This window comes from Lacticaseibacillus zeae subsp. silagei (genome assembly GCF_030770335.1).
GTDB lineage: Bacteria > Bacillota > Bacilli > Lactobacillales > Lactobacillaceae > Lacticaseibacillus > Lacticaseibacillus zeae.
The window spans coordinates 2,481,051-2,494,476 of sequence record NZ_CP132484.1 but is presented as its reverse complement, the minus strand read 5'-3'; the positions used below and the strand labels follow the sequence as shown (position 1 = coordinate 2,494,476).

The following is a 13,426-nucleotide window of genomic DNA, read 5'->3' as shown; positions in this document are numbered from 1 at the left end:
GACACTCATTATAAAATGCCGAATATAATAGCTTTATTAAATGTTATCTTTAGGTTATGCTGTACGCTTATACGACGTGTTTTTGGAGGAGAATGCAAATGATACATTACGGTCTTATTGGCACGAACCAGGCAACTGACGATTTCGTGCAGGCGGCAAATGTGACGAACAAATGGGAGCTCGGCGCTTTGTATGCCAGCGATGTTGATCAAGCAGATCAGTATGCCAAAAAATATGGTACGAATCAGACTTTTTTTGATATTACTGATTTTTTTAAGAACGGCAATTTTGATACGGTTTTCATTGCCTCTCCCAATGGCGATCACTTTAGCCATATTAAGCAGGCAATTCAGGCTGATAAGCATGTCATTGTGCAGCCGCCAGCTTTGACAAATCCCACTGAGTTTGCCGAGGTGGAACAGTTGTTGATCGATCATCCCCGAGCTTTATTTTTTGAAGGGGCTTATCCGATTCACATGCCAAACTTTAAAAATATTGAAGCGGCGGTTGGAAAAATGGCCATGGTTCAAGGGGCTACTTTGGTTGCGATGCGGGAACAACCGGAGTATGACGCCATTTTGGAAGGAGCACAACCTGAAGGCTTTACCTTGGCATCCTTTGGTGGTGCGCTGCAGCAAAAAGGAGTTTATGCCATCTATGCAGCTTTGAAGCTATTTGGCCGGCCGAATTCGGCAACATACTTTGCGACAGCTGTTGAGACGGGAGTTGACGGCACAGGTGTTGCTTTCCTTCAATATGACCATTTTTATGTGACGCTTCACTTTGGGTTTACCACGGATTCATATATGCCCACGGAAGTTAATGGCCACCATGAACTGATTCAGGTTGATGATTTAACCGAAATGCATCTGGTTCAGCATTATGATGCCCAAAAGAAGATCACGCCGCTGATGTCAGCTGATTATACGTATCACTTTACTGGCGAGTTATTGGCTTTTACTGAAGTGCTGGAACACCCGTATACGGCGGAAAATCGTAAAAAATATCGAGAATGGTTGCAGTTAGCAGAAGATGTCAACAATGTGGTGTATCATTTGCGCCAAATGGTGGGGATTAAGTTCCCGACCGATATGCCGCAAAAGTAAGACGGAAGACCGACGTGGTGGGTTTTCAAAACGACCTGATGACAAATTTATTTATAATATCGAGTCTTCATAATTTTGTCATCAGGATGGGTATGTTATATTAAGCTTGCGCTATATGAGAATCGCTATTGTTATATAGCCATGTTCAACTTCGAAATACAGATCAGCGGGTGATGATCTCAGGTTGTTGAGCAGATGATGCTTTGTCAATATTGATTTGGGATGGTGGAGGAGAAAAATGATTTTTTTCTTGGATGAGTATTTATTACAAAAGAATTCGAGCGTTGAACACGCGGCGGTTAAACGCTTGGCTTTATTCAAGCGATTCAACCAACCGGCTGTCATTTTGACCCGGGACTTTGATCGGTTAAGCGTGCGAACGTTGGAGAAAATGAAGATTGCGCAAACGGACGTGTTGAACATGTTTGATTACTTTCAACATATTCCCAGCGATATGCCGGAAAAAACGGTGCTCAACGATGAAATGAATTTGCCAACACTTGACGAGGTATCGGTTGATGCTAATCAGAGTCAAGTGACCGATGGTGATCGGCTTCGTCGGCAAGTAGGGTACATACCGGAAACATATGGGCACGTTTTTTATCAGAATTATTTGGATGATCAGGGCAATGAAATTGAACGTGACTTATGGGATGCGCGCGGTTTTCGGTCTGCTACGCAATATTTTGGTCGTGACGGGCTGCTGACGTTTGAGCGCTACTATGATTTGGATGGCAAGCCGGTCATTGAAACTTATTATGCCGGTAATCAGGCTGATCAAATGCAGCTCACTCGGGTTGTCTTGAAAGGCAAGACGATTCTTGATGATCGGGAGTTTGATGATCTAGACGGCTTGTTTACACATTTCCTAGATGAATTGGCGGATGCAGATCCGGGTGAAACCGTCTTTATCAGCGACCGCCCGGGTGTTGGTGTTTTGCCATTAATGAATATGCAGCAGGCGGCTAAAAAGTTCATTTACGTTCCGATTAACCATGTCGTGAATAACGGCAATCAGCAAACGGATCCTGTAGATGGTTATCTGAAACCTGCTTTTGCCGATCCAGCCAAAATCGATGGCTTCATCGTTCAGACGCCAAGTCAACGCGATGCTATCGTAAAGCGGTTTCCGACGGCAAAAGTGACGGCTATTCCAGCAGTCACAATCGATCCCGATACGTTACCGCAAAAGCCTGATGAAGCCACAACTGATGTTAATAATAAAAAGTTAATGTACGTTGGCCGAATTGCTGAAGAACGGCAGCTTGATCAAATGATCCGAGCGCTGGGTTTGGTCAACAGTAAGATTCCGGGCGTTGAATTGGACTTGTACGGTTATGGGGATGCTGATTACCAAAAGAAGCTTGAAGCGTTAACCAAAGACTTAAAACTTGATAAGCAGGTTCATTTTAAAGATTACGTGACTGATTTGGATCAGCGATATGAGCAGTACACGATGCTGCTGAATACAGCGGCAACTGACGGTGGACCGCTGGCAATTTTGGAAGCACAGACGCATGGGCTTCCAGTTATCAGCTATCGGTTCCATTACGGCCCAAGCGATGAAATTGCCAACAAAGAAGACGGGTATTTGGTTCCGCAAAATGATTTGGCAATCATGGCAAAGCTCATTGTTGATTTATTGCAACATCCGGAAAAGCGCGCGGCGTTTGGGCAAAAAGCGTTGGAAAATGTCAGCCAACGTTTGGATGAAGCCAGCGTCTACAAGCAGTGGCAGCAAGTCTTAGGTCTGTAATGGAGGTTGGGTTATGTATTATTTTTTAAATGAAAATATGCAGTTTGCTAAATCAGGCATTGAAGGCGCGGAAATTCAGCGACTGAACTTATTCAATCAGCATCAGGTTCCGGCGAAAATCGTCACGCGGGTTTTTGCCATGAATTTGCATGATGTGACCGCCGATGCCAAGATCAGCGACGATCATTTTGTAAATCTGTTCGATTATTTTTGCGGTACCACCCATGTCGAAAAGAATGTGACCATAGTTGATGATGTCATTGCTGTTGGAGATGACGTCACACAGAAGGCCGAAGACAACAAAGTCACGTATTTTAAGAACAACAAACTTTATCGGATTGCCTATCTGCGTCAAGGCGCCGCAAATCCACGTGAAATCAGTAATGTTCAATATTTTGATGCAACCGGTCGTACGACGAAGATGAGCTGGTGGAATTCCCGCGGCTTTCTTTGCCTGAACCAGTATTTTGACAATGCCGGTAATATCTTCCAAGAACATTATCTGGACTTGGAAGGGAACGTTAAGATCGAAAAACTCCATTATCTCAATCGGGCAAACAAAGAGAAGTTTTCGTACAAGTTAGATGATTTTGAAGGCGTGGACTATTTGTTCGATGGCCTACATGATTTGACGCGGTTTTTCTACGATCAGCTGAATAAAGTTGATGGTGGGTACAATGTGTTTATTAGCGATCGAACTACGGAGACTGGCTGGGGATTACGACATATGGAGACGACAGCATTTAAAGTGTTGCATTTACACAACAACCATTTGGCTGATGACAAAGATATCATGCATGACCGATTGAACAATTTCTATGCCAGCTCACTGAACAATCTTGATAAGTGGGACGGTATTATTGCGCCATCTTCGCAGCAGAAAAAGGACGTGGAGGCACGATGGGGAACCAAGCCGCCAGTCTTTAATATTCGGGTTGCATTTGTTAAGGCCACAGATGTTGAAGCCAATAAAGTGCCGTTTGCACAACGGGAAAATAATCTCGTCGTTCATGTCGCTCGCCTAGCACCAGAGAAGCAGCAAGACAGTTCAATCAAAGCCTTCGAAAAAGTACTCAAGGTTATTCCTGATGCTAAGCTCGAATTGTGGGGTTACGCTAACGGTGATGTGGGTGATAAGATGCGCGCCTTAGTCAAAGAACTGCATTTAGAAGATAGCGTACTATTCAAAGGGTACACAGGCAACATTGCTGAAGTTTATAATCGTGCACAAGTCGGGTTATTGCCATCAAGAGCTGAGGGTTTTCCACTAACCTTGATCGAAGCTCAATCGCATGGATTACCCATGATTGCAAATGATATTCACTATGGGCCGGCAGACATTCTTGAAGATGGTAAAAGCGGCATTCTGACTAAAAACGGCGATATTGATGGCTTGGCAGACGCCATCATTGATTTGCTTACGCATAAGGACAAGCTGGCAGCCTTCAGTGAAGAAGCTTATCAAAACGCGTTGCGCTTTACGGATGATAATACGTTTGAACAATGGCAGACGCTGTTCGACTACGCCGCGAAAAAGCGCGCGAAAGTGTTAGCTGCAGAAGCACTATAGTTCCAAAATTGAGGAACCTTTAGGATTGAATTGTTAACGCATGGAAGAGATGGCAATGACCATCTCTTTTTTTGACTCAAAATTTGAAGCAAATGAGTAATCAACTAGAATGCGGAATCGGGTAGATCAAATGGCACCAAGAATTCTAGATAGTCAAAAAGTTGAAAAAATAACGATCGAGTAAGATTCTGATATTTCAGATTTTGAGATATTAATAATTACAAAATAGTGACTTTGGTGGATTTTTTAAGGACCTTTGAGAGCGCAAAAAATCGTAAAAGGTTCGTAAATAGCCATATAACGGTCTTTATTGTCATTTTTTGACAATATTTTTTAAAGCAAATAACACGTTATCAAAATACTAAAAAATCTTTTTATAACATTGGAGTTGTGATGTCATGAGAAATGTTATAACATGTGAATGCGTCAAAATAACAGGCATAATATCTGGAGGTGATCGTAATTACAGGCAAATGAATAATGACCTGCCTGTCATCAAATTTTAAACGAAACCACAAATGCAATCATCAAGCTGTCTGACGTACGCCGGCTCTTGGGTGGGTTGCTGTGGCCTTGCTGATCGCCAAATGCTAGCAATATTGGTCATTCTAGAACGCCAATACCTGACTAGCCTTTTTCGGATTTTAAAACATCACTTAAAACTAATGGTGGTCAGCAGGCTTAAGTCAGTATTTCAGCAGCTTTTGTAAAAAATGGTAAATCGAACTTGAGACTCGGTTTTGCCACTGAACCACAGATTTATGCGACATCGTTTTCACATTTTTAATCAGAAATGTGGCTAATGATGTCCCAATTTTTTAATTAAGTGGGGCGAGCAAATGGAAAAGTTCAATAAAAAGCAGAAGCTCGTAAAGAAAAATACGAACTTCAAAATGTATAAGGCAGGAAAGCGTTGGGTATTTGCTTACAGCATTCTCGCATTCTTAGCCGGCGGTGCTGGCGTCGCTATTTCTGAATCGGCGCCCGTTCATGCGGACTCGAATGTTGAGCAGTCCATTGCGGCAGCAGCGGCACTCAGCAATACGTCGACGCCAACATCATCTGTTGCACAACAATCAGTTGCTTCCATCGCGCAGAGCAGTGCGCCGCAAAGTGCTGTTGCCCAACAGAGTCAGGCTAATGATGCCGCGGTTCAGGCAAGCGTTCAGGTTGCTTCCCAGGCACAAGCTGCTGCACCAAGTTCAGCAGCTACTACCAATGTGCAGACACAAAGTACGGCGCCACAAGTGCAAACAGCAACGACTCCGGCATCTGCGTCGGCTTCATCAGCAGCTGCAAGTTCAGCAACTGCAAACCCAGCAGCCGCAAGCTCGGTTACGCTGGCTTCGGGGTCTGTCGCGAGTGATAGCGGTGATTTTCCTAAATCATTGACCATGGATCAAAATGGCGATAAGTCTGTTTTGATGACTGCCAACAACTTGACGATTCATGCGGGGGACGCAGCTTTCAAGAGCGCCTTTCCTGATAATGCAGTCGCCAGTGCTGCAACACAAGGTCAACAACTTGTAACCTTTGAATTAGGTAATGGGGTAACGCTCAGTGCAAGTTTAGCGGAAGGTGTCATTGACTATTCGCAGACTACCGATGTCGGTGATGGCCAGTTTCATGGGCCATTTGCGGCAATCACGCCTTTACCTAAGATCAGCACAGAGCTTGCCAAGCAAGTTGGCCGTCCAGAGACAGATGCCAATATTCCAGTATGGAACAGTGTTGAAGACTACAACAAGCCGGGTACGTATGCAGTTGTTTATACCGTTCAAGCTGCACAGGCAACCGGTGCGACAGAATTTGTCGGAGCCTTTACTGGGTATTTCTTTATTCGGGTTATCCCAGCTGCAGACACAACGAAACCAATGTCTGATGCTTCTACAGCAAGCACTTCAGCAAGCCAAGCAACGGTGACGGCAAATTCCGCCGCTGATATTGCAAACACGGCAAGTACAGCTGCCAGTTCTGCGTACGCCTATACCTCTGGTGCTGCATCAAGACATCCAGATAACAAGGACCTAGCAGATCTCAATAGTGTTGCGTCTGCTGCTAACACTAAGACAGCAGGACTTGCATCAGCAGCAGCTAGTGACGCTGCGGGCGCTAAGGGACTGGCTACTTCGGTTGCGGATGCAAATAAGGCGGTTGAGAGTGCAGTTGCTCAAGTAGATGCGGCAAATAAAGCTGGCAACTATGATGCTGCTGGTTCGTATGCTAACGAAGCAGCAAAAGCAGCAAGTAACGCCTCGTCACTTGCTGCCAAAGCAAACGAACAAGCTGCAAAAGCTTTGCAAGAAGCTAATGATGCATCTGATGCCGCCAAGGTTGCAACTGATGCTATGAACAAAGCTAAGACAATTGCCGCAGCTGCAGATGCAAAAGATTTTGCAAGTAATGCTAAGAAATCTGCAGAAGCGGCATCGGATTCAGCAAGCCAAGCAAGCACTGACGCTAAAAAGTATCCTTCCGATACCTTGATTTCTAATGCGGCAAGCACTGCATCTTCTGCAGCGGCAAAGGCTTCTGATGCTGCAACCCAAGCTTCTGATGCGGCAAAGAACGGCAACGAATCAGCAGCATCTAATGCAGCGAGTGACGCGGCGAGCGACGCAAAAATTGCTTCTGATGCAGCTGCCACGGCCCATAACCAGGCAAATGCCAATGAGGCACGAGGCTATGCCGACAATGCTAAAGCTTCTGCAAATCAAGCCTCGGCATCTGCAAGTCAGGCAGATAATTTTGCCAAAGAGTATCCTTCTGATGCGAAGGTTTCCACAGCTGCTGCCAAAGCAGACACCGCTGCCAAGGCAGCTTCTGATGCAGCAAAGGCTGCAGACGAAGCCGCTTCAAAGACCGATCCGCATACTGCGTTCAGTCAGGCTGCTATTGCTTCCCAAGCGGCTGCAACAGCATCTGATGCGGCGGCTGAAGCGGCAAAAGCAGCGTCTGCAGCATCAGATGCGAATAGCAGTGCTGCCGTTACCGATGCCGGAAAGTTTGCGGATGCGGCTAAGAAGTCTGCCGATGATGCTGCTACTTCCGCCAAACAGGCAGGATCGACGAAAGATAAGTATCCAAGCGATCCACTGATTGTTCATGCTGCGGATACCGCAAGTAGTGCTGCAGCTAAGGCTTCCGATGCTGCTACAGCGGCAGCAACCGCCGCCAAGAACGGCAACGTTTCCGGTGCATCTGACGCGGCTAGTCAGGCTGCTGGGTTTGCAAAAGATGCTTCCGATGCTGCAAACTTGGCTACAAGTGAAGCTAATGTGGTGCGAGCAAAAGAATTGGCTGGTCAGGCAAAGAATTCTGCTGACCAAGCCGCGGCCCCTGCGACTAAAGCAGAAGGTTATGCAAAACAATATCCTTCTGATGCAGCAATTTCTAAAGCCACAAGTACTGCGACCTCTGCTGCCGCTGTTGCATCCACTGCAGCAAGTGATGCAGCGACTGCCGCTGAGAGTGGTGATGTGCCAACCGCTCTTGAGAAAGCTTATGATGCTGCCAATGCTGCTCAGGTAGCTAGTGCAGCTGCTAGTGACGCTGCGAAAGCAGCTGCTGCATACGGTGGTGGTGGCAATGATAGTGGCGGCAGCGGTTCTAATTCGCAGGCAGGTATCTATGCTGATGCTGCTAGAAGGGCTGCCAATGCCGCATCTGATTCTGCAAAACAGGCGGAAGCAAATCACGACAAGTACCCTTCTGATAGCACTGTCTCTACTGCAGCAAGCACAGCAAGTTCAGCGGCTGCCGACGCTGCAAAAGCAGCTGATGCTGCAAGTGATGCTGCCAAAACGGGGGATGTTGCAAAAGCAAGTAATGCCGCAAGTACAGCAGAAAGTGATGCGCGCATTGCTTCCGATGCTGCTAACACAGCGGCTAAAGCTGCAGAAGCTGCTGACCAAGCTGCTTCTAAAGCTGCAATCGATGCCGCAAAAGTAGCGGCAAATGATGCAGTAAAGGCTAGTGACGCTGCAAAGAACGCTGCAAGCGATGCTGCAAACAACCCGTCTGATGCTAATATCCAGAGTGATGCAGACAAAGCAAATGCGGCGGCAAGCCAGGCAAGTACAGCAGCTGCCAAAGCGAGTGACGCGGCAAGCAAGGGCGATAGTGCAACTGCTTCAAAAGCGGCTGCTGACGCTTCAAACGCTGCCAAGACGGCGAGTGAAGCCGCAAACGACGCTGCATCACGTGCAGCAAACAATGCCGCAAAAGCAGCGGCAGATGACGCCGCCAAAGCTAGCGATGCAGCCAAGAAGGCAGCAAGTGACGCGGCGAACAACCCGTCTGATGCTAATATCCAAAGTGACGCAGACAAAGCAAACGCAGCGGCAAGGCAAGCAAGCACTGCGGCAGCCAAGGCAAGTGATGCAGCAAGCAAAGGCGATAGTGCAACTGCTTCAAAAGCGGCCGCGGATGCTTCAAATGCTGCCAAGGCAGCGACTGACGCAGCAAGTGACGCTGCATCACGCGCAGCAAACAATGCCGCAAAAGCAGCGGCAGATGATGCAGCCAAAGCTAGTGATGCAGCTAAGAAGGCTGCGAGTGACGCTGCTAACAACAGGTCTGATGCCAATATCCAAAGTGACGCAGACAAAGCAAGTGCGGCAGCAAGCCAAGCAAGCACTGCGGCGGCCAAAGCAAGTGATGCCGCAAGCAAGGGCGATAGTGCAACTGCGTCAAAAGCAGCTACTGACGCTTCGAACGCTGCCAAGACAGCAAACGACGCAGCTAGCGATGCTGCATCACGCGCGGCAAACAATGCAGCGAAAACAGCGGCAGATGATGCAGCCAAAGCTAGCGATGCAGCCAAGAACGCAGCTAGTGACGCTGCTAACAACAAGTCTGATGCCAATATCCAAAGTGATGCAGACAAAGCAAGTGCGGCAGCAAGCCAAGCAAGCACTGCGGCGGCCAAAGCAAGTGATGCCGCAAGCAAGGGTGATAGTGCTACGGCTTCCAAAGCAGCCAATGACGCTTCAAATGCTGCCAAGACAGCGACTGACGCAGCAAGTGACGCTGCATCACGCGCAGCAAACAATGCAGCAAAAGCAGCGGCAGATGATGCAGCTAAAGCTAGCGATGCAGCTAAGAACGCAGCTAGTGACGCTGCTAACAACAAGTCTGATGCCAATATCCAAAGTGACGCAGATAAAGCAAAAGCAGCGGCAAGCCAGGCAAGCACAGCAGCTGCCAAGGCAAGTGACGCTGCAAGCAAAGGCGATAGCGCAACTGCGTCAAAAGCGGCCGCGGATGCTTCGAATGCTGCCAAGACAGCGACTGACGCAGCCACTGATGCTGCAACCCGCGCTGCAAACAATGCCGCTAAAACTGCAGCCGATGACGCGGCCAAAGCAAGTGATGCTGCTGCTAGTGCCGCTTCAAATGCTTTTGATAATCCGTCAGATGCCAATATCCAAAATGATGCAGACAAAGCAAATGCAGCGGCAAGCCAGGCAAGTACAGCAGCTGCTAAAGCTAGTGATGCCGCCCGTAACGGTGATAGTTCGACAGCTGCCAAAGCAGCCACGGACGCTTCAAACGCAGCTAATGCTGCAGTGAAGGCTGCGAGTGACGCTGCATTGCGTGCGGCAAACAATGCCGCATCCGATGCTCACAAGTCGGCTGACGCAGCCTCTGATTCAGCGAGTCAGGCAAGCGACTTTGCAAATAATTATCCTGACAATGCTGCTGTTTCAAATGCTGCCAAGAAAGCAGCTGATGCTGCAGCCGATGCGGCAAACGCAGCTAAAGATGCCGATAGTGCTGCCAAGAACCATGATGCAGCCAGCGCTTCTGAAGCGGCAAAACGCGCCGCAAATGCTGCCGCGAAAGCAGCAAATGCCGCAAACGACGCCGCAAAAGCAGCACAACGGGCTTCTGAAGCAGCTTCTCAGGCAGCTAAAGAATATGCTGGTGATGCGCATAGTTCGGCAAACGATGCCGCAGCCTCCGCAAGTCAGGCAAGCGATTACGCCAACAAGTATCCAGATGATGCGGCTGTCTCAACTGCTTACAAGAAAGCCTCTGACGCTGCATCTGATGCTGCCAAAGCTGCTCAAGCCGCTGACAAGGCTGCTAAGAGTGGTAATGTTTCGGACGCGTCTGATGCAGCAAGTCGTGCCGCGGACGATGCGTTGAAAGCATCCAATGCAGCAAACGACGCGGCCAAGGCAGCCGCCAAAGCCTCTGAAGCAGCATTGAATGCTGCAAAAGGTTACGCGGATAATGCCCACAGTTCAGCGAATGAGGCTTCCGACTCGGCAACCCAGGCTAACGATTATGCAACCAAGTATCCTGACGATTCTGCTGTTTCGAAGGCTGCCAAGAAAGCATCTGACGCAGCTGCCGATGCCGCCAAGGCTGCTCAAGCTGCTGACACAGCTGCAAAGAATGGCAATGTTTCTGATGCTTCTGAAGCAGCAGATCGTGCCGCGGCTGATGCTGTGAAGGCATCTAATGCTGCAAGCGACGCAGCCAAGGCAGCCGCCAAAGCTTCTGAAGCAGCATTGAACGCGGCCAAAGGTTACGCGGATAATGCCCACAGTTCAGCGAATAATGCTTCCGACTCGGCAACCCAGGCTAACGATTATGCAAGCAAGTACCCTGACGATTCTGCTGTTTCAAATGCTGCCAAGAAAGCATCTGACGCTGCAGCCGATGCGGCCAAGGCTGCTCAAGCCGCTGACACAGCTGCCAAGAGTGGCAATGTGGCGGAAGCATCCGACGCAGCAAGTCGTGCAGCGGATGATGCTGTGAAGGCTTCTAATGCGGCAAATGATGCAGCCAAGGCAGCCGCCAAAGCTTCTGAAGCAGCATCGAACGCAGCAAAAGGTTATGCAACCGATGCTCATAGTTCTGCAGATAAAGCAGCAGATTCAGCAAAACAGGCTGCCAACTACGCGAATGAGTATCCTCAAGATTCGGATGTTTCAACCGCGTATAAGAAAGCTTCAGACGCAGCGACCGATGCCGCCAAAGCTGCTCAAGATGCTGACGTGGCTGCCAAGAGTGGCAACGTTGCTGATGCGTCAAACGCGGCAAGTCGTGCAGCAGATGATGCTGTAAAGGCTTCTAATGCAGCAAATGATGCGGCCAAGGCAGCCGCCAAGGCCTCTCAAGCTGCATTGAACGCGGCTAAGGATTACGCAGCTAACGCCCACAGTTTTGCAAATCAGGCATCTGATTCAGCAAATCAGACAAGTGATTACGCTAATAAGTACCCTGATAATGCAGTTATTGCTGATGCGCTCAAGCAGGCGTCTGCTGCTGCGGCTGATGCTGCCAAAGCAGCGCAGGCCGCTGACACAGCTGCCAAGACCGGCGATGTTTCAGGTGCCTCGAACGCAGCAAGTCGTGCTGAAGCCGATGCCGTGAAAGCCGCCAATGCGGCAAAGGATGCCGCGAAGGCCGCTTCGTCAGCAGGCAATAGTGGCACAAGCACGGCCGCAAATGGCTATGCCGATGCTGCAAGTAAGTCTGCTAAGGATGCATCTGATTCCGCTAAGCAGACTGGTTCATATGCAAATGAGTATCCAAATGACAAGACGATTGCGGACGCAAACAAGACTGCTTCCGATGCTGCCAGTCATGCGGCTGATGCTGCCAAAACTGCTGAACAAGCAGCTAAGGCAGGCGATGCAAGCAAGGCCAGTGATGCAGCGAGTGTAGCAGCTAGTGATGCCAAGACGGCAAGTGATGCGGCACGTACAGCTGCTAAGGAGGCAGCTAACAATGCTGCAAAAGCTGCCGCCAACGATGCCGCGAAAGCCAGTGATGCTGCAAAGAATGCCGCAAATGATGCAAAGAACAACCCGTCCGATGCGGCCATCAATAGTGATGCCGCGAAAGCGAGTGATGCTGCCTCAAATGCAGCCGATGCTGCTGCCAAAGCAAGTGATGCAGCATCTAAGGGTGACGCGTCTGCAGCTTCTCAAGCAGCGAGTGACGCAGCCCAAGCAGCAAGTACGGCAACCAATGCGGCGAATGACGCTGCGGCCAAAGCAGCGAACAATGCTGGCACGACGCAAGATTATGCCAGCGCAGCAGCAAATGCTGCAGAAGCTGCTAAACAGTCCGCAGCCTTGGCTTCTGATGCTGCAGCATCCACTGCTGCAATTGCAAAGACTCGGCCAGGCAATCAGCAGATCTCGTATCTAAATGCTGATGCATCAACAGCTAGTTCAAATGCTGCATCTTATGCAACGGACGCCGCGGTCAATGCTAATTCAGCTAAAATTGCCCAGTCCCTGGCTGGTGTCTTCAAAGAAGCAGGAAAAGCAGATGAAGCGGCTAAGTACACTGCGGCTGCTAAGGGCTATGCGGATACTGCGATTGCTGATGCCAACAACGCCGCAAGTGCTGCAAGTCGTGCTGAAGCTGATCGTGACCTTGCCAAGGATCTTGCTGCCCAAGGCACTAATGGGACGCTTCCTGATACTAATGGCAATGGAACGAGCGGTAACGGTACTAACAACGGTGGCAATGGAAACAATGCCAGCGGCAACGGAACCGACTCAAATGGATCTGGCACTGCTGGAACCGGCGCTAATGGTACGGGTACCAATGCTAATAACAATGGCAGCAATGATGCAAATGGTGGCAATGGTCAAGGAGCTGGTAATAGTGGTACGGGTGCTAATACGACCAACAATGGTGGTAGTGGAACCAATGGTACTGGAACTGGCCTGAATGGCAATGGCACGAATGGTAGTGGTTCAACAACCGGCGCCAAGAGTGTGGGTAAATTGTCGACAACGGGCGCTACGAATGGATCAGTCGCAAACAATGGAAATCAGTTTGGGAATGGTTCTACTAGTGGCGACCATTCACTACCACAAACAGGCGAAGATGAAGCTGCGGGTGCTATTGCATTAGCCGGCGTTGGCTTGATGGCTGCATTATCCCTTTACGGTGCAACCCGTCACCGTCGTCATGACGCGTAATGCAGTTTGAATTCGCTTGAATGGATTAAGGGCAAAC

Annotated in this window: 4 protein-coding genes; all 4 read left to right on the top strand. The window is 49.0% G+C overall.

What is annotated here, in order from left to right; all coding sequences use genetic code 11:
- Positions 1-98: 98 nt before the first annotated feature.
- The 4 genes from LACZS1_RS11545 to LACZS1_RS11530 all read left to right on the top strand — a co-directional run bounded on the left by LACZS1_RS11545 (position 99) and on the right by LACZS1_RS11530 (position 13,389).
- Positions 99-1,106 (top strand): Gfo/Idh/MocA family protein, encoded by a 1,008-nt coding sequence (locus LACZS1_RS11545; protein WP_070652037.1) that lies wholly within the window; start codon positions 99-101, stop codon positions 1,104-1,106.
- A gap of 238 nt (positions 1,107-1,344) precedes the next feature.
- Positions 1,345-2,862, top strand: coding sequence for a glycosyltransferase (locus LACZS1_RS11540; protein ID WP_070652038.1), 1,518 nt, complete (start codon positions 1,345-1,347; stop codon positions 2,860-2,862).
- A 13-nt stretch (positions 2,863-2,875) separates the two neighbouring features.
- Positions 2,876-4,432, top strand: coding sequence for a glycosyltransferase family 4 protein (locus LACZS1_RS11535; protein WP_070652039.1), 1,557 nt, complete (start codon positions 2,876-2,878; stop codon positions 4,430-4,432).
- An 839-nt stretch (positions 4,433-5,271) separates the two neighbouring features.
- On the top strand, positions 5,272-13,389 hold the full coding sequence (locus LACZS1_RS11530) for a Ser-Ala-175 repeat protein (protein ID WP_306402861.1): 8,118 nt from the start codon (positions 5,272-5,274) through the stop codon (positions 13,387-13,389).
- The last annotated feature ends 37 nt before the right edge of the window (positions 13,390-13,426 follow it).

Bases quoted from the DNA above. Each gene is read 5' to 3' on its own strand.
- LACZS1_RS11545 (WP_070652037.1), top strand. From the start codon at position 99: ATGATACATTACGGTCTTATTGGCACGAACCAGGCAACTGACGATTTC.
- LACZS1_RS11540 (WP_070652038.1), top strand. From the start codon at position 1,345: ATGATTTTTTTCTTGGATGAGTATTTATTACAAAAGAATTCGAGCGTT.
- LACZS1_RS11535 (WP_070652039.1), top strand. From the start codon at position 2,876: ATGTATTATTTTTTAAATGAAAATATGCAGTTTGCTAAATCAGGCATT.
- LACZS1_RS11530 (WP_306402861.1), top strand. From the start codon at position 5,272: ATGGAAAAGTTCAATAAAAAGCAGAAGCTCGTAAAGAAAAATACGAAC.